This is a genomic window from Halobacillus sp. K22, from assembly GCF_052246795.1.
GTDB lineage: Bacteria > Bacillota > Bacilli > Bacillales > Halobacillaceae > Halobacillus.
The window spans coordinates 49,882-71,319 of record NZ_JBQQCN010000020.1 but is presented as its reverse complement, the minus strand read 5'-3'; the positions used below and the strand labels follow the sequence as shown (position 1 = coordinate 71,319).

The following is a 21,438-nucleotide window of genomic DNA, read 5'->3' as shown; positions in this document are numbered from 1 at the left end:
TATTGTAGATTCTGGCATTATCCATTATAAATTCTCTTTTCCGACTTCATGAACAAAATCGTTTTGAGCCTTTTCACGTTCAGCGGTCTGCTTCGCGAGTAACGCTTTCGCCTGGTTATAGGAAAGACCAGAGTTCGCGTTCTGACGTTTAACTTCATCAATATCCGTCCCTGAACTGGAGACGTTTTTCTGCTTGTGATCAGGATCCATAGGCTTTGCCATAAGGAACACCTCCTGATCATTAACGTTCTCAACTCCCCTGTTTTTATTCATGGGTTACAGACCTTGGAAAGCAGTACGCTGGTCATATAACTGAGTTGATCTTTTCCAGAAAAGCTCCCGTTTGTGGAAGACTCAGTTTCGAGATATATTGGGTCCGTTATGGAAAGAAGGCTAGGGGTGGGTTGGGAAATAACTCGCTTTCCTGTGGGGGAACTGGCAAGCCTCCTCAGTCGTTATCACTCCCTGTGGGGTCTCGCCTAGCTCCTTCTCCCACGGGAGTCTCGTCATTTCCCAACCCACCCAGCGATATCTGGCGAACGGACCCTTCTATAGGAAAAATAAGACATGGTAAATCTGCCTCAAATGCTTCTATAGCAGGGTCATTCACGTGGTAACGTAACAAAACCAATGTGTTCAGAATGTTATCTCTTTCTCGTAATATTGCTCTACTCCAAAGAAGTTCGAGACACACAATTATCGCAAGGTCCGGAGGGGGACGATGAAGACTCCTGTGGGATGAACATGATAGGTAAGATCCCGGAAGGCGGAGCCTGAGGAAGCTTACCACATGCCCACGGAAAGCGAATCGTCCCCCGCAGGACCTTCGCTCTAACTCAATATCTCGAATTCGAGTCTTACAGTAAACGGCCCTATTGTTTAATAAGCTTATTATGAAAATCAACAACGTTTGCTAACAGCTCCTATAAAAAATCTCTCCACGAATTATGTCGTGGAGAGAACTTTTTCACCTTAAGTGCTTGAGCTTTGGAAAGACTCGCAGCGCATTGTTGTAGAATACATTTTCTACGTGCCTGGAAGGTATAAAGTCACCGATAAATTCCGCATACCCTTTGATCGGAACTAACGGCCAATCCGTTCCGAATAGTAATTTTTCATAATGCCCACAAAATGTTAAGGCATGGCGAACGTGATCAAAGTAGTTATCTTTCAATTTTCCGGCGAGGGTTTCGTTTGTACCAACGACCCAGCCAGACAAATCCGCAAATAAATTCGGATTTTTATAAACCAATTCCGCTCCGGTCAGAACCCAGGGATCGCCTAGGTGCGCCATGATAAAGTTCACGTCGCGCCGTAAAACCGCCACCTCATCAAGCGTGAGCGGATGGGCATACTTTAATAACCCGCGTTCCGAATACGTATCTCCCGTATGAAACACAACCGGTACGTCATAAGCCGCAGCTAAGTCATAGACTGGCTGATAAACTGCATCATACGCATAGCACGGATAGTAGCCCAAGTATATTTTCACTCCTGCGACCTGCTGCTTCTTAATCCCATTTTCGAGAGCATCCAGTCCAGCCTTACCCAATTGATAAGGGTTGACCCCCGGGCAGACAGCCACTCTTTCTGGAAGCTTCTTTTCTAAATCAAGCCCCATGGGAGTGGAAGCATTATTGTCTGGAAAACCCATTTCCGGCGTCTCCGTCACGCCCATTCCAATCGCAAACTCAACGTCTCCATCCTCCATTTCCTTTTGCAGACCTTTACCTGAATAATTGACGTGAGACAGTTCGTTTGCGGTATGATGGAACGTTTCGATATTTGAAAAGTGAATGTGTGCATCAATGATCTTCATAAAAAAACTCCTATTTAAACGTCATTCCATGAAACGGATGGTTTAGTTTGTCGTACGTTTCTTCTCCGAAAAAGAGGATGGTCGGCTCCACTTGTGTTACTTCTCCGGATCTTGCCGCCCACTCTTGAACCGATTCCCCTAAGAAAACTTCCTGGTTCATATAAATGCCTGCGGTCTGCCTGGCAGCCGGGTGAATCAGTGTCGCCTTTTCCCTCCAATCATCGGAGCCGATTTGAACAAACGGCGAATCGTTTAATTCAAATTCTTCTACACCGGCGTAATACGTATGGAACCAGCCTTTGTTAGGCTGGGCGGCATAGCAGGTCTTCAAATCTTCCGCTGGTTTGAAAAAAGCTTCTAAACTAAGTTTTTCACCTACAAAGGTACGGTTCGATCCCTGGTGGATTTCTCCGTAAAAAGCCGTGATTGGAGTTTCTGGCAGCGTCAAAGCGTACTGATACAGGACGACACCATTCATCTCCTCATGCTGTGTGAATGTCGTCTTCAGACAGAGTCCCGTCCACTCATGGCCACACTGATCTTGTTTCGTTACCGCATCGATCGATGTCTTTTCCTTCAGCATTGAATACGGGCTAACGTTGTGCATGGCATAACGGATACCGCCTCCCCAGGGGTTCCACCATGCTTTCGGGCCCGCTTCTGGATAGCCGTGGTGCAGTGCTTCTCTTCCCTGATACTTGAGCGAATAGACACCTGGGTAATAGGAGGCTGAGGCTTGGAAAGAAACTACTCCATTATCTACTGTCCAGTTGTCCTCGTCGTTAAAAACTTCCACAGGTGCTGTCCCTTTTACAATGTGAAGGGCATGGATATCAGCTTTCCGGCCAGGACTTCGGAAATGTCCCGTCAGTGTTTTTAATCCCGTAGTATGATAAACCAACGGGTGGGTTACTTTCGTGACTGCCTCTTCTTTTCGAACTTCTTTTGTAAAGGTGTCCTCTCCGCTATGAACAGTTAAATGGCCCTGCAGGTAGGAAGAAAGCTGCGAACGAAAAGCGACACCGACCTTTTCCCCTTTTCTTGAAATGAAGCCGTCGCTTTCTACTTCCAGATTATAAAGAGGAAGTTCCTCCAGCGTCTTCGTTTCGTCTCCCGCTGCTAAATCGCGCCATTGCCGCCAGTTTGGTACGGTGTTTATTCCAACTTGGATCGGTCCAAGTGATCGAAGCTCTCCTGGTTCGAGGGTTCCTATGGAATACATGACACCAAAACGCCAGTCATCACGCTTGCCGACAGCGTCTTCCGGCCATGCCAGCCCTGCCGTATCTCCTGAAGCTGAAGAGGTAAAAAGCCATCTTTCGGATATCTCCCCGCTATAAATGGTGCCGATAAACGGAATATCCGCTTCATTCCCCATCAGCACCCCATTTTTCATCGGCAGCGCCATCCCTTTTAACGGGATAATAACCGGCTGGAGAAAAGCGAGATCGTTCTTTTCCTCACGTCCATGGTTGATCAATTCATGCGTGATCTCGACCATTCCATCTCCATAAATCTTATAGTAGGTATTTAGAATAACCGAAGGAAAAACGTGCGACATCAGGCTTGTTTTCAAGACAAATGCTTCCTGGAGTTCAATATGTTCAATCGAGGTTGCAGCTGTTTTAGAAAATTCATCGCTAAAAGGCTTCCCAAGTTTCGGAGTCATCATCGTGAGCGGATCTTCCTTCGCCCTTAAGGAACCAATCTTCACGGCATTATTTCTTTTCTCAATCTTTACATAGTGAGGACCATTATAGCCGTACCAATACTCTTCGGTCTGACCACCGAATTTGGCTCCGTAACCCGGGAACGCAAGGGTGAGCCGGGTGTGGAAAGAAGAAGTCTCCCCGTTCGCACGCTGCACCTTAACTTCAATTTCTTCATCTAAGAAGCCATGCTTCATCAGCTGGCAGGAGAGTGGAATAGACAGACGGCCTTTTGCATCGACCTGCGCCTGGACTTGAGGTTCTTCCCACTGAATGACCTTATTGACGGGAAGTTTCAATGTCCAAGTGGAAGCTGTATCGAGCTCGCTCTCCAGATCAAGGTGCAGCGTGCCATTGTGTTGGACTCTCCAATCCTTTTTCACCGAACGCAGGTGCAGTTTGCCTGCTTGAATGGGGAAAGCACCCATTTGAAGAGGGAGAACCGATTGATTGATGATAAGATCCATTCCCACCACCGGATGAGTTTTCCAAGGGTTCGGCTCCACTTCTGGCATGTTGAGCTTAAGCGGAAACTCTCCGCTCCACGTATCCAACACTTCAAAGGCTTCATTTACATCGTGATTTACGACGTCTGAGGACCTGCCGGAAAGCGAGACTTCGAATGGGGTATCCGTTTTATTGACGATCCGATAACTTGCGAGATGCTGTTCATTTTCCAGCAATTTAAAGTGAGGCAGATTCATTTCCACCATCAAATCCTGCGTTTCAATTCTTCTTATGCTTCTCCCCGTTCGTTCAAATTGAATCTGAACAAACTCGTCTTCCGCTTCCCATTTGTATTCATAGACCGTATGCTCCTGTGCCTTGAAACCATCCGGTTTAATTTCAATGACCCGCTCACTCGTTGAATACCAGTCATGTTTTTCAAAAAACGGTCGCAGCCAATCGATCTGCAGAACCGTAGGCATGAAGTTCATTAAGTGGGTCGCATCGTCCCGTTCTTCCCAAAAGAACCCGCATTTTTTATAAAGAGGAACAGCCTTCGTGTTGCCTGGCCAAGTAAACAAGTCAAGCCTCGGCCAGCCTAGCTCGACGGTTTTATCTAAAGCTGTGAGAAGGAGGCGTTTCCCAATTTTCAAACCCTGGTAGGCGGGATGGACATTCAGCAGTGGAATATATAGAGCACCTTCATCTTCCCGATATTCGGAAAGCCCACAATAACCCACGACTTCTTCACCTATGACTGCTAAGAATAAGTGCAGGTTGGTCGACTTCGCTTCCGTATCGATAATATCCTGTGCCGTCGATACGGACTCATCACCGCCCCAGTTTTCGCTGCTTTCATTCCACATCTTCGCCACGGCTTGTGCGTAACCATCGTGATAATCGACTATCTTTACTTTTTCTAACGTTTTCATCCTATGACCTCCATGATCCGTATTCAGCCAGCCGACTTCACCTTACCTGCATTTGGAACTTCCCTGACAATATTGATCATCGTTAACGCCTCCTCTCTGCTTATGTACTGGAAAATTTATTCATATTCATACATAGTTTAAGGTCATCGCTATGTGAAGTAAAGAATATTCTGAACAGCTTTTTAATATTCAGGAAATACAAATACCCTCACCATAATTGATGAGGGTATGCCTTAGTTGGTTTTTCATAATCCACTTGTGCCACTAAAGGGCCGGATTGTTGAAGACTCAGTTTCGAGATAAATTGAGTCCGTTACGATATTTGAAGAAGGGCTGGTGGGGAAATAACTCGCTTTCCTATGGGGGAACGGTGAGCTTCCTCGCTCGTTTCACTCCCTGCGGGATCTCACCTAGTTCCTTCTCCCATGGGAGTCTCGCCATTTCCCCACCAACCCAGCCACGGGAGGATAAAGGCCCCTTCCAAAAGAGAGTATGCTCTCCTTCGAAATAGATCCTGAATACTTCTATGACAAGCTTTACAACATCGTTCTAGCATGAAAATACACGTCTCATCCCATGCTTTTTTCTCACCAAGCAAACAGGGGGTTAAGTGGTTTCGAGTTTCTGATTCGGCCAGGTCCGGAGGGGGACGATGTAGACTCCTGTGGGATGAACATGATCGGTAAGATCCCGGAAGGCGAAGCCTGAGGAAGCTTACCACATGCCCACGGAAAGCGAAATCGTCCCCCGCAGGACCTATTTCTCACAAAAGACTCGAAACTGAGTCTTCCAGTAACGGGAGCTTATCTTGAAGAAGTTCCATTAGGATTTCACAGTGTCTTCATTTTAAAAACCTAATAGATTGAGGAGATATCCTCCAATGACACCTAGAATAACGATCATCCAGGCTGGGACCTTCCAAATATTAAGTAAGGCAAATAGAATAGTCCCTAATGCAAAATCAGCACCATCAAAGATTGAACTCTTAACGACAGGATCATAGAACGCGGCCAGTAGAATTCCAACTACGCTCGCATTCACTCCCATAAGGATCCCCTGAAAAGAAGCACGCTTGCGCAATTCACTCAAGAAAGGCAAGGCTCCGATTATTAAAAGAAACGAAGGCAGGAAGATCCCTATTGTGGCAACTGCCGCTCCCGCTATTCCTTCCATCATCGTCCCGAGGTAGCTTGAAAAAGTAAATAACGGTCCTGGCACGGCCTGGGCCATACCATAACCAGCTAAGAATTCATCAGGCGACAGCAGACCTTGCGGAACCAGTTCCCTTTCAATCATAGGTAACACAACATGGCCGCCACCAAAAACTAAGGAACCTACTCGGAAGAAGATATCAAAAATATTGAGTAAAGAGTTGTTCACCACGTTCGCAATGATCGGGAGTGAAACCAAAGAAATACCGAGTATGGTTAATGAAAGAATACCGGTTTTTTTAGAAATACTAACAGCGAAGGGTTCAATATTTGATTCGGCTTTATCTTTAAACCAGGAAAGTCCAAGCAGTCCCGCAGCTAAGATGATGACAATCTGTATCCAAGCAGAAGGATAAAGGAGCATGATCAATGCAGCGGTAATCGCAATAGCCTTTCTGCTTTTATCTGGAGTCAGTTTCTGACCCAGCCCGATAAGAGCATGCAGGACGACAGCTGCTGCCACCACTTTCAGGCTATGAATAAAACCTGCGTCAGCCAGCGAAAAGTTTTGGTAAAGCATAGCAAACACGACTAGAACCACAACTGAAGGAAGAGTGAAACCAATAAAGGATGTAATCCCCCCTAGTATTCCTCCGCGCAAGATTCCAATGGATATACCGACTTGACTGCTTGCCGGTCCGGGCAGAAATTGACATAACGCGATGAGGTCCGCATAGGTCTTGTCATTTAACCATTTCCGCCTGTCGATGTATTCATCCTTAAAATAAGCCAGGTGGGCTACAGGTCCGCCAAATGAGGTCAAACCTAGTTTTGTTGATGTAAATAAGATTTCTAATAGAATTTGAAGAGTAGTTTTATTTTGTTTTTGACTCAATTTGTTCACCTCATATCATTTAATTTCTTTAAAGAGTTCATAGGCTTTAGCCCGGGCTTCCTGCAGAACGGCGTCACCCTTGTCGGTAATGCGGTAATACTTACGGATCTTTCCATTCACATTGACATCTTCCCTGCTCAGAAGCTGGTCGTTCTCCATATTGTGAAGGATGGGATATAACGTGCCGGCACTAATTTCGTACCCATGCTCCTGAAGCTCTTCAAGCATCCAGGACCCGTAAATCGCTTCTTCCTTGGCATGATGCAGAATATGAATTTGTATGAAGCCTAAAAAAAGTTTCCTTACTACTTTATTATCCACGTACTTCTCTCCTCATTAAGAATTTCAATATCGAAAACCAATATTGACTTTCGACAACATTTTACACAAACCCGTTTGGATGAACAACGATTCCCCGCGAAAATTTACATAAAATTAATAAATTATAAATAATAATTCCGTGTTAGGATTAGCTTGGATCATTACATCACGGTTAGAAAGAATCTGGATGCAAAGGAGAATCTAATGACGGAGATTAGAAATATAGGTTTTACAAGCCGGACAAATCTTCAAGGAATGCTGATAAATGAGGCTCGTATGGATAAAATCAACCCAAGCTATATCCCTGCCCTGGAAGAGATCGTCGAATCTTTACAATCCTCTTTTTCAAAGGATATTCACAGCATATATTTGAGAGGCTCGCTACCAAGAGGACTGGCTATGGAAGGAATCTCAGATATTGATCTTCTTGTGATCACACAGGATGCTGAAGACAAAGAGGTCCACGACCAAATGAAACAGATCGCAAGGGAAACTGAGGTAAGATATTCTTTTATCAACGGAGCTGAAATGGGAGTGATCCCCCTTCAGGAGGTATATCCTATCCGGCGTTTCAGCATCCTTCCGTTTATGATAAAGACTTACAGTGTTTGTCTCTACGGAGAGAATATACAGCCGATGCTTCCTGAATTTAAGCCGGACGAGAAATTAGCCAATGAGCACGTCTTTCCCTTGAAATCCCAGATAGCTCAGGCACAAGAAGATTTAACTGGCAATGACGACCAAGAAGATATCAAAGATTGCTGTGTATGGATCATGAAAATTATTATTCGATGCGGGTTCGCTTTTGTGATGACGAAAGAGCGTACCTATACACGTGATCTATATCCTGCTTACCATCTATTCGCAAAGTATTATCCGAGTCAGGAACCATGGATGAGACAAGCCTTAGAGTATGCCATTGCCCCCTCCACCGATACTGAAAAGCTGCAATCTTTCCTTAATAATTTTGGAAGCTGGATGCTTCATGAGGCTGAAGAATGGTTGAACTACCATAACCCGACTAGACTCGAGCACCTGCCCCTGTAAGAATAAAAGAAGCCCCGGTTCCTCTAATTGGAACCGGAGCTTTCTGCTTCATGCTTCTTCTTGTTCTTTGTCTTTATCTTTGTCTTTATTTTTTTTGTCATTTTTGGAGAAGAAATCGATCACCGGTCGTTTTCCACGGTAAACTACCCCCGTCATCTCCGCGAATAAATGCAGCAGGAAGAGAATGACAAAGGTAATAATCAGGGAAACGCCGATGGATGTGAGTGAGAATAAAAGCGCAAGTAGTCCGAACAAGGCACTGAATCCATAAATAATTAACACAGTCGTGCGGTGGCTGAAGCCGGCCGCAAGGATTTGATAGTGAATATGTTTATTGTCCGGCATCATGATTTTCTGTTTATTAATTACACGTCTCATGATGGAGAAAAGCGTATCAAATACAGGAATCGCAAGGACTATAATCGGAATGACAAAGCTGAATAATGTCACATTTTTAAAGAGTCCTACCATTGAAATAACAGCCATGGAGTAACCGAGAAACAGAGAGCCGGTATCTCCCATATAAATCTTGGCAGGGTAAAAGTTGTGGATAAGAAAACCCAGGTTACTTCCAATTAGAACGATACATAAATAAACAATGGTAATCTGTGGTTCGATTGCTAGAGCCATCACAGCAATACTAATCAGGGAGATAGTTGAAACCCCGGTAGCAAGACCATCCAGCCCATCAATCAGGTTGATAGCATTAGTAATTCCAATAATCCAGAAAAAAGTGAATAGAATACTGATCGGTTCACTTAGAGAGATCATTCCTAAGAAAGGGACGCTTAGAATATCGACTTTTAACCCTGATAGAATTAGTACACCGGCTGCGGAAACTTGTCCAGCCAGTTTAAAAATTGGCCGGATTTGATAGCGGTCATCCAGAAGACCGGTCAAGACAATAATCGTCGCCCCGACACTGATGGCCAGAAAATACGGGGTTTCCGGTCTGATATACAGCATACCCGCTACTACACCGCCAAAAATGGCCAGACCACCCATGCGCGGGGTGATTTCTGTATGGATCTTTCTGAGTTCAGGGTAGTCCATCATCTTCCACTTGACGGCTAGTTTCATGACAGGAAATACGAGCAGGTAACTTACCGCCATGGATAAACAGATGGCTATAATCATATTGATATATATATTCATAGAAATCCTCACTTGTGTTTAGTTAATTCAAGGGTGTATCGTTCACATTATACCATAGGCTGGCAAATAATCTGTCGGACTTTGGCTTCAGATTTATCCAGGTGCTTCATTAGGGGATGGGAAATGGATCCCTTTTCACGGGGAAGCCGTAAGTATGATGAATCTCCGAGCATGCTCGCAAAAAGCGAGTCATTCCCCAGAGCCTCTCTTTCCATACACTAATTCGAAATAAGTCTTACAGTATAAGGGCCCGGCAGCTTAATAAGCCCTTACACAAGAGCAAAAATCATTTTAAATAGAGCCGATTAAAAAACCGTCCTTTATAATACTTGAAGGACGGTTTTTATATCAATATATTTTTATTTACCGCTGGAGCTGCTGGATTAATTGTTCAATTACGTCCTTAGAAGAAAGGACATCCGAAGTTTCTGAGCGCTGGATGATGTCCTGCAGCACCTCTTTTAAATTTTCCATTCGTCCCACCTTTTCTATCGTTTAATACCTTACTATTCTATTTACGTAAATCTTCGTTGGAAAACGTCTTTTTCTGGGGGTGGCCTTTTAGTTGGCGCCACGTCATAAAGTAATTTTTCATTAAGTTACATCATTTTCAATTTTTCAACAAATAATGTATGAATTCTTCCAATCTATCATCCTATCATATAGCATTATTCGTCACTTGGGTAGTGTTTTTTCAGTAAAATATTTTTAAAAATTACAATATTATATGAATGAATATTCAATTCGTGAAGTTATTATGTCAAATTATGACAAAAGCCCACTCCCTTTGATAAAGAAATGAGCTTTGTCAGTTATAATAACTCGGAAGCTCGTCCCGCCTGTCATGAATGGCCCAGATCCTTTGTTGGAAGTTAAAGGCGTAGCTTTCACGATCAAAACGGTGAATACTCTTCTGAATGGTTTCGATTCCTTCTTTATGGTGGCTAAAGAAAATGACGACCGGATGTAAGAGAGAGTCGTAAAAAAACACGGGATTCAGACTGCGGTTCATTTGTCCAAAGCTCCATTCTTTAAACAAATCAAGGTTCCTGACCAATGTATCATCTAAAATGGTCGCCTCACTGAGACAGCTCCCTTTTCTAGTGTAGTCAGATAGATGGTGGTAACAGGAGGCCGCTTGAATATAAGAAAGAGGGGATCCATCTCCTGCCACGGCTTCCATGGCATTCATTTTTCGTCCGCAATCAGCAGCCAACGCATAAATAATACCCTGCTGATTAATTATCTGCCAGTTCCCTTTTATGATCAGCTGGGAATATTGTTGGATGATCATGCTGATATCACGAGCGGTGCAGGTCTCATGCCTGAACTCTGGGAGCTTTTTAACAACGATATTCCTCTTAGCCGCTTCTCTTGTAAATAGGACCTTCCCTCTCAAGCTCACTCCCTCCTGTCTTAAAAGGGTGACTTTTTCTTTTCCAGAAATTGTTTCACATCTTCTACGGAGAGCCCAAGCTTTCTCGCTTGCTTCATAAGCTCCAGCCATTCTTTATCTATCTTTGCTACAATCGGAACAGACATACTACAGCGTCGCCTCCCTAAAACCAGTTACTTCGCGTTCTTTTCTTGTTCCTCTCCCCAACGGTAGGGCAGCAATTCCTCAAGCGGTACCTCAAGCGTTTTTGCGAGCTTACTCATAACAATGAGCGATGGGTTTTTTTGAACGCCTCGTTCTATGTTACTAATATACGATTTGGATACTTTGGACAGTTTTGCAAACTCATTAACCGATAAACCCTTTCCAATCCGAAGAACCCGAATCTTCTCTCCTATGGTAGCCAATGCCCTCCATCCCCTTTTCCATGTCAAAATTTATCTAAACGTTGTAGATTTTGTTCTTTTTTGTATTTTGGTTGTTCTTTATAAAGAATATTATAAAACGACTCTAGCAAAAAGAAAACCGTCAAAATTCATAATAGAGAACATTTACGTTCGTTACACTCTCATTTTCTCCATATATCTCCAAATACTTTCTATTTAAGAACAAAAAAGATCCGGCTGTCAATTAACTCAGCCGGATTCAATCCTCCATAATATGATGTTTTTTTCGAAATTCATTAGGTCCGATGCCTTCTATTTTTTTGAAAACTCTCGTAAAGTAGCTCTGACTATTAAATCCAAGCTTCATGCTAATATCAAGCAAAGTAAAATCAGAAATGCTCAGCATCTCTTTCGCTTCTTTAATCCGTTCTTGATTAATAAAATGAGAAATGGAAACGCCTGCTTCTTTTTTAAAGACTCCCGATAAGTAATTGGGGTGCACATTCATTTCAGCTGCGATCTCCTGCAGGGAGAGAGGCTCACTTAAATTCTGGAAGATATAGTGTTTTGACCGTTCAACTAATGGAGAATGCACCGGCTCTTCCTGTGCTCGCTGCAAACGGGTCATATAGCTTTGGATAACATTCTCTTCTAATTCACGAAGCTCGCCCGTTGTCTCTCTCGTTTCTAAATAGTTCAGGAAGAACTCGCTGAGGGACATTACTTCCTCCGGCTGCGCTCCCCCATCAAGGCACACTTGATTCAGTTCCCCTACGAGCCGAATCAAGTGATTCTTCTCAAGCCTCAGTGCGTTCGAATGGCTGGTAGAGGAGAGCGACTGCTTTTTCCACTCCTGATAGACGACCAGAGCCTCAGACTGACCAAGTTTAAATAAATGTAAAAAGCGCTCCTGAAGCTGATAAGTGCTACTCGGAGAAGCCTCGTTCCTGATGTAATGTTCATAAACCTTCTGTATAGGCGAATGATTTCTTAGACGATGCCTATCTTGTTTCGTGGAAAGAATTTGAATGAGAATCCTCTCCATGGACAATGAGTGCACAGGGTTCAGCACCGGTAATTGATCGTAATATCTTAATAACCTTTCCGGCTTAATTTTACGATCTGACTCAGCTTTTATAAAACCGTCAATTTCTTTTTTTCCAATCTCCTTATGTAAAAAGGGACCGAACACAATATCTACAGGTTCTCCGCGTCCGATATTCATAGAATACAAGAAAATGCTTTGACCAAATTCATCAGAGAATTTTTCTAAGGTGTTGGGACTTTTCCTGCTGGCTTCCAAAAAAGAGTAAAAGCTTTTCTTCATAAAACCCGGGGGCTGATGAAAGCTGTCGGGAAATTGAAAGGTTAATTTCCGTTTATGGTTTAAAAGCAGCACAGGAACTTGCAGTGCAATCGAACAGTCCTTCAGTAAGTGGGTAAGCTCATGATTGGACATAGTCATATAGATACCCCCAAATGTAATCCTTTTTTACTATTATACTTGATTACAAAAAAATAGCACCCCCTAAATGATTAGGCGGTGCATCTATTTTATCGATTCTCTCTTATGGGAATAACCTTTAATATAATTTCTAACTTCTTCGACCGTCAGCCCCATTGCCTTTGCTTGCTTTAACAAATTCACCCAATCTTCGTCCAATATACTAACATTCGGCAGCGTTCTCATCTCTCTAAACCTCCCCAAAATCCTCTAGGATTCTGCTTGTAGATTCTTTTTATTTGTCTATTATAGAATCTTCCTTCATTTGGAAATGTATTAGTATTATTATAACTGATTTTTCACGGGTCATTTTGAACATATTTAACTATTTTTTAAATATAAACATTTAATTTTTGAATATTCCTAATAAAATATTGTAGTAATTTGTAATATAGTATATGAGAAAACAAAAGCCGATATGACGAAGTCAAATCGGCTTTTGTTTGTCCTATTTTAGGAATACATACGGTTCCATGTAGTGGTCAGCACCCGAAAGGTGTCGCGGTCCTCCGAATCAATGGCCTGATCGATCAAACGCCTGAGATTATTCTTTTCCAACTCAAGGACCACTTCATTGGTTTCATCTTCTTCCGGTTTTGTAAGTTCCACCTCTTCTTTTTCATAGTAAGGTGCGACAATGGAATGAAGATGCTGTAGAAAATCAGGAAGCTGAAGTAGATCGGCCACCGATACATACACTATATTTTTACCGCGTTGAAACACGAAAATATCGAATACATTATGAACGCGCTTACGTTGACGGTCAATGATGATTTCTCTGGATTCCATAGGAACGAATTGGTAGAGTTCATTGTCAATAAATAATGAAAAGTACTGGTAGGCTAGCACAACTCGGATAAAGCGTTTATCTTCCTTCACGTAATACGGTTTTAGCATTTTAATATTTAACACGTTGCCCACCCCTTTAATTTAATCTGAATTTTCAGTATTTTATTCTATTATCGCTGATTTGTCAACAAATTGAAAGTCTTTTATCTCGAAGTCCCGTAGAATTTCAAATATTTTTCAAAACCACTTCCCCGCCCTGATAGAATTCACGTCTATTCTCCTTAAAATTATAGTTAATTTTTCAGTGCAAAATAAAAAAGTCCCTGCTTTCCATAAGGAAAGTAGGGACTCTTCGTTAAATCAAAGCATGCAAACGGTCGTTTACAGTTGCTTTTAATGCTTCAAGGATATTCTCGCTATCTTTTCGGGAACCGGATTTAGCTCCATAGTAAAATTTAATTTTCGGTTCTGTTCCCGATGGACGTAAACAGAACCAGCAGTCGTCCTCTAAAATAAACTTCAGCACATTCGAAGTCGGAAGTTCAATCTCTTCGGTAGCGCCTCCCTCTACATAATGACGAGTCATTGTAGAATAATCCTCAACGGCTACTACTTTCTTACCGCCTGCTTCAGTAATACCTGCGTCACGGAAATCTTCCATAATCGTCTTGATTTTATCCGCTCCTGATTTTCCTTCCAGTTTTACAGATTGAAGATCTTCAAGGAAGTAACCATGCTTCTGGTAAAGCTCTTCCAGTGCATCCAGCAATGTTTTCCCTTGATTCTTATAATAAGCGCCTACTTCTGCAATAAGAATAGCGGCCTGCACGGCGTCTTTATCACGAGCAAATGGTTTAACTAAATAGCCGTAGCTTTCCTCATATCCGAACATGAACTCGTATTCTCCGCTTTGCTCGTACTCTTTAATTTTTTCACCAATAAACTTAAAGCCTGTCAGTGTATCAAGCGTACCGATGTTATGAGCATCTGCAATCACTCGGCCGAACTCAGAAGTTACAATGGTCTTAATGAGAAGTCCATTGTCTGGTACATCAGGGAAATGCTCCAAAATGTAATCAAGCATAAGAGCACCGGTCTGGTTCCCGGTTAATACCTGATATTCACCGTTTTCATCTGGTACAGCCGCTCCCATGCGGTCGGCATCAGGGTCGGTCGCAAGCAGTAAGTCTGCTCCTACCGCCTTTCCTTGTTCAATCGCCATAGCAAAAGCCTGGTGTTCTTCCGGATTCGGAGAAGCAACCGTCGAGAATTCAGGATCCGGCTGTGCCTGCTCTTCTACAATATGAACGGAAGAAAATCCGCTCTGCTCCAGGCCTTTTTGCACGAGATCACGTGCGGTTCCGTGAAGAGGCGTAAATACTAGAGAAATGTCTTTTTTAATATCCGGCTGGATCGTTACGGATTTAAGCTGCTCTAAATATTCGGCATCTACTTTTTCATCGATCCAGTTGAGCAGACCATCCTCTTCTAATTGCTTCTGATCGGCTGCATCTACATTCAGTTCATTTTCAACTTTATTAACAAAATCAATCATGGCTTCAGCCTGAAGGGGAGGAAGCTGGCCGCCGTCTTCATTATAGGCCTTGAACCCATTGTACTCCGGCGGGTTATGACTGGCTGTGACCACGACTCCTGCAGCGGTCTTCAAATGACGCACAGCAAACGAAAGCTCTGGAGTCGGGCGTAAAGAAGTGAATACATAAGAAGGAATACCGTGGTATCCAAGTACGCGGGCTGTTTCTACTGCAAATTCTTTGGACATATAACGGGAATCATAAGCGATGGCGACCCCGCGGTTAGAGAGACCCTGATCATTTACATAGGTAGCAAGCCCCTCGGCAGCTCTTCTGATCGTATAGATGTTCATACGGTTCGTACCGGGACCGAGCTTACCGCGCATTCCACCCGTACCAAACTCAAGGTTCTTATAAAAAGCGTCTTCTAAAGATTGCTCGTCGTCTTCAATTTCTTTTAATTGCGAAGATAACTGTTCGTCCATCTCTTTAAATTCTTTCCAGCGACTGTACTCATTTTTCCACATCCATCCATCACTCCTCTTGTAGTTTATAATGATTATGACTTATTGGAACGGGAGACGATCAAAGAAGCGTTTCCTTCTAATTCGAACGTGTCTACCGTAGCAGGGATAATAAAATGATCTCCTTTTGAAAACGAAAACGTTTCCTGGTCAATCCTGACTTCTCCATTTCCCTGGAGAGCGCTTACTAATAAATAAGGATTGGGTTGAAGTTCCCCGCTTTTCCCTTCCAATTGCCAATGAAAAACAGAAAAATATTCTTCTTCAATCAAAGTTTCCTGCCTGAGGTCCGACTGAACCGCGTCTGATCGATCAATTTGAGGGTCCCTATGTGGTACCGTTGTTACTTTAAGTGATTTATCCAGGTGCAGTTCACGTTTTTCTCCGTCATTTCCAACACGATCATAGTCGTAGACGCGGTACGTGATATCCGAACTCTGCTGGGTTTCAAGAATCTGAATGCCAGCGCCGATCGCGTGGATCGTTCCACTTGGTACATAAAAGAAGTCCCCAGGCTGAACAGGAACCCGCCTAAGCAGCCTCTCCCATTCTTCATTCTCCACCATATCCTGTAATTCCTTTTTATTCGAGGCGTGATGACCAAAAATAATTTCGGAGCCTTCCTTACAATCGATTACATACCAGCATTCGGTTTTTCCGTAATTCTTACCTTCGATTTCGCGCGCATATGTATCATCTGGGTGGACTTGAACAGATAAGTCCTTCGCAGCATCCAAAATCTTCACTAACAATGGAAATTCTTCACCTTCTTCATGGGCGAACAACTCCCGGTGTTCCTTCCATGCTTCAGCCAGCGTTTGTCCAGCTAATGGTCCATTCTTAATCGTGTTCGGCCCATTCGAATGACCGGAAATGCACCAGGCTTCTCCTGTCTGATTTGAAGGAATGTCGTATTGAAAAATCTCATTAAGGGCCGTTCCGCCCCAAAGACGTTCTTTAAATTCAGGCTGTAAAAAGATAGGTTCCTTATACATGGCAACTCACCTCTTTCTCTCATGATTACCCTTTATTATATCATACTGCCTACCACAAAAAGACAAAAAACAAACCAGGCCAACTGGAAAATACTGTTTGACCTGGTCCTCTAGTTATTTCCATATTCCCCACCCCGTCCTGGTAATTACTGGAGGAACTGAGGTGAAAGGAATTGGAATAAATGGTTATTATTTGTTTTTGTCGAGCATGCCGTCTTCGTAACCGAAAGCCCATGTAAGACCGAAGGCTACTCCAATAGCAATTGCGTTCGAAATGATGTAATTGGCAAATGGAAACAACCCGTCCAAGTATAGAAGCATACCAGGAATTACGGTGATAGCCATCCCGGTTCCTGCAAGTCCCATCAGGGATGCATAGAACCCGCCGGCAGCACCGCCGATCAGACCCATAACAAATGGCTTCACATAACGAAGGTTAACACCGAAAATCGCAGGTTCAGTGATTCCTAGAAATGCCGAAAGTGAAGAAGGAAGAGCTAAAGCTTTCATTTTCTTCTCTTTTGATTTCAAACCAACTGCTAGTGCCGCTGCACCTTGAGCCGCGATACCTGCTGAAATTAATGGGTTGAAAGGATTCTCTCCTAGTCGTTCAAGCAATTGAATTTCAAGCAAGTTGAAGATGTGGTGCACCCCTGTAATAACGATCACCTGGTGCAAACCACCGATAATCAGACCACTGATTCCTAATGGTAGTTCCAGAACTACACGTGTAGCAGCAAATATTCCATTTTCTACAATGTGGAAAATCGGTCCAATGATAAACAAGGCTGCTGTAATCATGATTAATAGAACTAAGAATGGTGTCAGGATTAAATCCAGAGATTCTGGTATTTTCTTCCTTAAAGCTTTCTCAAGCTTGGCCCCTAATATACCCGTGAAAAAGGCAGGAAGCACAGATGCCTGATAACCAACGACAGGGATAAAGCCAAAGAACATAATCGGTTCAACTTCTCCGGAACCGATATCCCAGGCGTTCGGAAGCGAAGGTGACACGAGCATCAATCCAATGACAATCCCGAGCAGCGGACTGCCGCCAAACACTTTAAAAGTGGACCAGGCGACCAGTGCCGGCAGGAATATAAAAGCGGTATCCGTTAGAATCTGAGTATATAGAAGAAAGTTCTCTGAGATATCTTCAGGAGCCAGTCCAAATAATTGTAAAACCTGCGGCTGAGTGACAAGTCCGCGCAGACCCATGAAGAGCCCGGTAGCAACAAGTACGGGTATGATCGGAACAAACACATCTCCGAATGTACGGATCCAGCGCTGTAAAAAGTTCCCCTGATTCTTCGTTTCTTCTTTCATGTCTGATTTTGTTGTTCCTTCAACGTTCAGCTTCGTCACTTCTTCGTAAATACGGTTAACCGTACCTGTTCCAAAGATAACCTGCAGCTGTCCCGAGTTGTAAAAGGCACCTTTTACTTTGTCGATCTCTTCAATTGCAGAAATGTCGGCTTTCTCTTTGTCGTGCAGCATAATCCGAAGGCGGGTGGCACAGTGAGCTACCGAAGCGATGTTTCCTTCGCCGCCAGCAGCCTCAATGACGTCTTTTGCGATTTGAGAATTCTCGGCCATTATGAAAACCCCTTTCTTGTATTAGCATTGGCATGTAATCGATTACACATTTCATAAAAAAATAAACAATCAATGATTTCCTATAATGAGTGCGTAATCTACTGGGTTTCTTTAAGAATTAAATTGTGTCCCTGAAATGTGTGAACGATTACATGATTGCGTTTTCAATTAGAACTATACACTATCTCGTAAAATTAGTCTATACGTTAGCTCAAATTTTAGGTTTACTTTTTCATTTTTTAATTTTGCCAGTAATAGTTCGGCTGCCTGCTGACCAGCTTTCTTATTAAAATAATCGATCGTTGTCAGGGAAGGGCTGACATATTGAGACAAACTCGATGCTCCAATTCCAACGACAGCCATGTCTTCAGGAATCCGGTAGCCTTGTTCCTTTAAGTATTCCATAGCCCCGATAGCCATTCGGTCCGTAACAGCATATACCGCACTCGGCCTGGTTTCGCCGCTTGCTCTTAAAATCTTTTTCATCTCTTCATAACCGGAATCAATCGAAAAATCCCCTGTTCCTATCCAGTGACCTTTGATCTCTCCTCCTTCTCTCTCCATCACATCGCGAAAAGCCTGTTCTCGCAAGACCCCAACGGAAGGGTCTTTATGGCTCACCCCAATGAAAGCAATTTTATGATGCCCTTTATGAATCAGCATATTCGTCAAGTCTGCAGATGCATGGTAGTCATCATATACAAGAGAAGTTACTCCAGGAAGGTCCTGCCCGATCGCAAGGAAAGGAATATCCACTTCACCTATCGTTTGAATTAATTCTTCATTAACATTAGTGGCAAGCAGGATAATTCCATCCACGTGTCTGCTTTTCAGTAAGCGAATGTATTCAATCTCTTTTTTTCTGTCCAGTTCTGTATCTGTTAACAGAATTTGAAAACCTTCTTTAGCTAATACTTCATTAATACCATTCACTACACGAGTGGAAGTTTCCGTACTTAGACGCGGCAGAATTACACCAATAACGCCTGATCGCTTTGTCCGGAGGGATTTCGCTGATTGATTAGGCATATAGCCGGTTTCTTCGACAATTTTCATAATTCTTTTTCGGGCTTCTTCACTTACGTATCCACTATTGTTCAAAGCTCTTGAAACGGTAGTCCGGGAAACGTTGGCCCTTTTTGCGATGTCATTGATTGTTGTCATAGGTTTCATCCTCCATGGAATCCTTTTCACATCATATCGTATTGAAAAAATTGGGCATTGTCTAGCTTTTGGTAAAAAAATTTCCGTTCCAAGTCCTGCTCATTCAAAAATCTTCCACCAAAAAAGACTCTGGAATTTACATGATTCCAGAGTCCATCCCTTCTATGTAACCTTCACTCAGCTGCCAAGAAGTTCAAGAAAACGCTGGCGGATCGTACGGTACATATACGTATCTTTATTCATATCCGTTATAATGGAGTAGAAGGCCGTCTCCGCTTTATAAACCGCCTGCTTCCCTTCATCCTTGAATTCCTCCATCTTCCCCTCTACTCCCATCTCCCTGATGATCTGATCGATGACCGCGTCATACTTCCTTAATGAATCAGGAAGCGGACCGGAATATAAACTGTCCATCATTGCTGTCCTTCCCCCTTACTTTTTTATAGGTACAATTATTTATATTTTATTTGTAAAAATAAGTCAAGATACTAAAAATTAATACAATAGTTTCATTTTTGTCGTTTTATGTCGAATAATTGACTATTTTTTAATATTTATAAACTTTCTTCTATAAATTTACCTGTTTTATTCACTTTTAACTAATAAAAATAGCTAAATCAATCTAATGTAAAGTTTTTAAAAAAACGTCTATTTCCTATCTTTTATAAAAATTCGAATCGTCTGAGAATTCGCTCTTGTACTTGACTTCCCTTTCCGTTACAATGTCCTTTATATAAAGAATAATGTATATTTCAAGTGGACAAGGAGTGTGAACGATGAAAAATACCATTACCGTAGGGTTATTAGGTTTAGGGACTGTAGGAAGTGGAGTGATTGAGATTCTCCATGACCATAAGGAGCGTATTCAGCACAGAACGGGGTGCGAAGTAACGATTAAGTCCGTATTGGTCAATAATGTCGAGAAACCTCGAGAGCTTCCTGATGACTCAACGAACCTGACCGATCGATACGAAGATATCACCCGCGATCCAGAAATCGATGTAGTAGTAGAGGTGATGGGTGGAATCGATCACACGCTAACCATATTATTAGAAGCGATTCAGCACGGGAAACATGTGGTGACGGCCAATAAGGATTTAATCGCCCAGCACGGAGCCGAACTTTTCGCCGCCTGTCAGGAAAGCGGCAGTGATCTCTATTATGAAGCCAGTGTAGCTGCAGGTGTACCGATTATCCGCTCCATTATGGACGGCTTATCCTCTGACCGCATCACAAAAATGATGGGAATTGTTAATGGAACAACAAACTATATCATGACGAAAATGTCTCAAGACGGAGCTGACTTTGACAGTATATTAAAGGAAGCACAAGATCTTGGTTTTGCCGAAGCCGATCCTACAGCCGATGTTGATGGTCTTGATGCAGCACGGAAAATGACCATTCTTTCAATCTTAGGATTCTCCATGCCGTTTAATCTGGAAGATGTAGAAGTCAAAGGGATCCGCGGCTTATCTCTTTCCGACATTCACTACGCTGAAGAACTTGGCTATCGAATTAAATTAATCGGCATTGCTGAAAATGATGTGAATGGCGTTTCTGTAAGTGTGGAACCTACCTTCCTGCCTGCAACTCACCCACTTTCCTCCGTGAACGATGAGTATAATGCGGTGTATGTGTATGGTGATGCCGTAGGAGAAACGATGTTCTATGGTCCGGGAGCCGGAAAGCTTCCAACCGCTACAGCAGTCGTATCGGATTTAATTGCTGTGTTAAAAAATATCCGCCTGGGTACCACAGGCACTGCTTACGTGCAGCCTCAATTCCCTAAGCAAGTCATGCCGAAGGACCAGCAAATGACGAAAAAGTATATACGTCTGCACGTACTCGATCAAACAGGCATGTTAATGGAAATAACGAAAATTTTTGCTCAGTACAATATATCGTTCGATCAAATCATTCAGCGTTCCTATGAGGAAGATGGAGAACGTGAACTGATGATGGTCACTCATCAAGTTAGTGAAGAAGACTTTTCCCAGGCGATGAAGGAAATTGAAACGCATCATTCCGTGAAAAGTGTTGAAAGTATCTTCCGAGTAGAAGGGGGCAGCTAAG

Annotated in this window: 19 protein-coding genes; 2 read left to right on the top strand and 17 right to left on the bottom strand. The window is 43.0% G+C overall.

The features are described 5' to 3' along the window. Positions 1–24: 24 nt before the first annotated feature. The 5 genes from ACTWPM_RS14510 to ACTWPM_RS14490 form a co-directional block, all read right to left on the bottom strand. Positions 25–210 carry a gamma-type small acid-soluble spore protein gene (locus ACTWPM_RS14510; protein WP_443133754.1) on the bottom strand — a complete coding sequence of 62 codons (186 nt, stop codon included), beginning with the start codon at positions 208–210 and terminating at the stop codon, positions 25–27. A 757-nt stretch (positions 211–967) separates the two neighbouring features. Beyond that, complete coding sequence (locus ACTWPM_RS14505; RefSeq protein ID WP_443133744.1) at positions 968–1,819, bottom strand: amidohydrolase family protein; 852 nt, start codon at positions 1,817–1,819, stop codon at positions 968–970. A gap of 10 nt (positions 1,820–1,829) precedes the next feature. Beyond that, positions 1,830–4,907, bottom strand: coding sequence for a GNAT family N-acetyltransferase (locus tag ACTWPM_RS14500; RefSeq protein ID WP_443133743.1), 3,078 nt, complete (start codon positions 4,905–4,907; stop codon positions 1,830–1,832). Between the two features lie 846 nt (positions 4,908–5,753). Continuing rightward, a complete protein-coding gene (chrA, locus tag ACTWPM_RS14495) occupies positions 5,754–6,953 on the bottom strand; it encodes a chromate efflux transporter (RefSeq protein WP_443133742.1) in 1,200 nt (399 codons plus the stop codon). Between the two features lie 15 nt (positions 6,954–6,968). Next, positions 6,969–7,274, bottom strand: a complete 306-nt coding sequence (locus tag ACTWPM_RS14490; RefSeq protein WP_443133741.1) for a PadR family transcriptional regulator — start codon at positions 7,272–7,274, stop codon at positions 6,969–6,971. Between the two features lie 204 nt (positions 7,275–7,478). Here ACTWPM_RS14490 and ACTWPM_RS14485 point away from each other — a divergent pair, with 204 nt between their 5' ends. After that, positions 7,479–8,321: a nucleotidyltransferase domain-containing protein gene (locus ACTWPM_RS14485; RefSeq protein ID WP_443133740.1), complete on the top strand. Its 843-nt coding sequence runs from the start codon at positions 7,479–7,481 to the stop codon at positions 8,319–8,321. A 48-nt stretch (positions 8,322–8,369) separates the two neighbouring features. On the opposite strand, the gene ACTWPM_RS14480 is transcribed toward ACTWPM_RS14485, so the two are convergent. The 12 genes from ACTWPM_RS14480 to ACTWPM_RS14425 form a co-directional block, all read right to left on the bottom strand. Continuing rightward, a complete protein-coding gene (locus ACTWPM_RS14480) occupies positions 8,370–9,476 on the bottom strand; it encodes a glycosyltransferase family 4 protein (RefSeq protein WP_443133739.1) in 1,107 nt (368 codons plus the stop codon). Positions 9,477–10,284: 808 nt separating this feature from the next. Beyond that, positions 10,285–10,875, bottom strand: coding sequence for a hypothetical protein (locus ACTWPM_RS14475; RefSeq protein ID WP_443133738.1), 591 nt, complete (start codon positions 10,873–10,875; stop codon positions 10,285–10,287). 17 nt (positions 10,876–10,892) lie between these two features. Beyond that, entirely contained in the window at positions 10,893–11,018 is a 126-nt protein-coding gene (locus tag ACTWPM_RS14470) for an anti-repressor SinI family protein (protein ID WP_443133737.1), read from the bottom strand. A gap of 27 nt (positions 11,019–11,045) precedes the next feature. Continuing rightward, the gene (locus ACTWPM_RS14465; RefSeq protein ID WP_443133736.1) at positions 11,046–11,279 is read right to left on the bottom strand and encodes a helix-turn-helix domain-containing protein; all 234 of its coding nucleotides are present in this window, start codon (positions 11,277–11,279) and stop codon (positions 11,046–11,048) included. Positions 11,280–11,517: 238 nt separating this feature from the next. Further along, entirely contained in the window at positions 11,518–12,723 is a 1,206-nt protein-coding gene (locus ACTWPM_RS14460) for an AraC family transcriptional regulator (protein ID WP_443133735.1), read from the bottom strand. 84 nt (positions 12,724–12,807) lie between these two features. Further along, positions 12,808–12,948 (bottom strand): anti-repressor SinI family protein, encoded by a 141-nt coding sequence (locus ACTWPM_RS14455; RefSeq protein WP_443133734.1) that lies wholly within the window; start codon positions 12,946–12,948, stop codon positions 12,808–12,810. A gap of 267 nt (positions 12,949–13,215) precedes the next feature. Next, positions 13,216–13,674, bottom strand: coding sequence for an IDEAL domain-containing protein (locus ACTWPM_RS14450; protein ID WP_443133733.1), 459 nt, complete (start codon positions 13,672–13,674; stop codon positions 13,216–13,218). 232 nt (positions 13,675–13,906) lie between these two features. Further along, positions 13,907–15,613, bottom strand: coding sequence for a phospho-sugar mutase (locus tag ACTWPM_RS14445; RefSeq protein WP_443133732.1), 1,707 nt, complete (start codon positions 15,611–15,613; stop codon positions 13,907–13,909). Between the two features lie 32 nt (positions 15,614–15,645). Next, positions 15,646–16,605 (bottom strand): mannose-6-phosphate isomerase, class I, encoded by a 960-nt coding sequence (gene manA / locus ACTWPM_RS14440; protein ID WP_443133731.1) that lies wholly within the window; start codon positions 16,603–16,605, stop codon positions 15,646–15,648. A gap of 189 nt (positions 16,606–16,794) precedes the next feature. Beyond that, a complete protein-coding gene (locus ACTWPM_RS14435) occupies positions 16,795–18,201 on the bottom strand; it encodes a sucrose-specific PTS transporter subunit IIBC (protein WP_443133730.1) in 1,407 nt (468 codons plus the stop codon). Between the two features lie 174 nt (positions 18,202–18,375). Beyond that, positions 18,376–19,365 carry a LacI family DNA-binding transcriptional regulator gene (locus ACTWPM_RS14430; protein WP_443133729.1) on the bottom strand — a complete coding sequence of 330 codons (990 nt, stop codon included), beginning with the start codon at positions 19,363–19,365 and terminating at the stop codon, positions 18,376–18,378. 177 nt (positions 19,366–19,542) lie between these two features. Beyond that, complete coding sequence (locus tag ACTWPM_RS14425; protein WP_014644723.1) at positions 19,543–19,782, bottom strand: hypothetical protein; 240 nt, start codon at positions 19,780–19,782, stop codon at positions 19,543–19,545. 359 nt (positions 19,783–20,141) lie between these two features. On the opposite strand from ACTWPM_RS14425, the gene ACTWPM_RS14420 reads away from it, so the two are divergent. Beyond that, the gene (locus ACTWPM_RS14420) at positions 20,142–21,437 is read left to right on the top strand and encodes a homoserine dehydrogenase (RefSeq protein ID WP_443133728.1); all 1,296 of its coding nucleotides are present in this window, start codon (positions 20,142–20,144) and stop codon (positions 21,435–21,437) included. Position 21,438: the final 1 nt, after the last annotated feature.

What these genes read in the sequence shown, in the direction of transcription:
- ACTWPM_RS14420 (WP_443133728.1), top strand. Translation starts at nt 20,142, where the DNA reads ATGAAAAATACCATTACCGTAGGGTTATTAGGTTTAGGGACTGTAGGA.
- manA (WP_443133731.1), bottom strand. Translation starts at nt 16,605, where the DNA reads ATGTATAAGGAACCTATCTTTTTACAGCCTGAATTTAAAGAACGTCTT.
- ACTWPM_RS14470 (WP_443133737.1), bottom strand. Translation starts at nt 11,018, where the DNA reads ATGTCTGTTCCGATTGTAGCAAAGATAGATAAAGAATGGCTGGAGCTT.
- ACTWPM_RS14435 (WP_443133730.1), bottom strand. Translation starts at nt 18,201, where the DNA reads ATGGCCGAGAATTCTCAAATCGCAAAAGACGTCATTGAGGCTGCTGGC.
- ACTWPM_RS14430 (WP_443133729.1), bottom strand. Translation starts at nt 19,365, where the DNA reads ATGACAACAATCAATGACATCGCAAAAAGGGCCAACGTTTCCCGGACT.
- ACTWPM_RS14455 (WP_443133734.1), bottom strand. Translation starts at nt 12,948, where the DNA reads ATGAGAACGCTGCCGAATGTTAGTATATTGGACGAAGATTGGGTGAAT.
- ACTWPM_RS14425 (WP_014644723.1), bottom strand. Translation starts at nt 19,782, where the DNA reads ATGATGGACAGTTTATATTCCGGTCCGCTTCCTGATTCATTAAGGAAG.
- ACTWPM_RS14500 (WP_443133743.1), bottom strand. Translation starts at nt 4,907, where the DNA reads ATGAAAACGTTAGAAAAAGTAAAGATAGTCGATTATCACGATGGTTAC.
- ACTWPM_RS14445 (WP_443133732.1), bottom strand. Translation starts at nt 15,613, where the DNA reads ATGTGGAAAAATGAGTACAGTCGCTGGAAAGAATTTAAAGAGATGGAC.
- ACTWPM_RS14480 (WP_443133739.1), bottom strand. Translation starts at nt 9,476, where the DNA reads ATGAATATATATATCAATATGATTATAGCCATCTGTTTATCCATGGCG.
- ACTWPM_RS14485 (WP_443133740.1), top strand. Translation starts at nt 7,479, where the DNA reads ATGACGGAGATTAGAAATATAGGTTTTACAAGCCGGACAAATCTTCAA.
- ACTWPM_RS14460 (WP_443133735.1), bottom strand. Translation starts at nt 12,723, where the DNA reads ATGACTATGTCCAATCATGAGCTTACCCACTTACTGAAGGACTGTTCG.
- ACTWPM_RS14510 (WP_443133754.1), bottom strand. Translation starts at nt 210, where the DNA reads ATGGATCCTGATCACAAGCAGAAAAACGTCTCCAGTTCAGGGACGGAT.
- ACTWPM_RS14505 (WP_443133744.1), bottom strand. Translation starts at nt 1,819, where the DNA reads ATGAAGATCATTGATGCACACATTCACTTTTCAAATATCGAAACGTTC.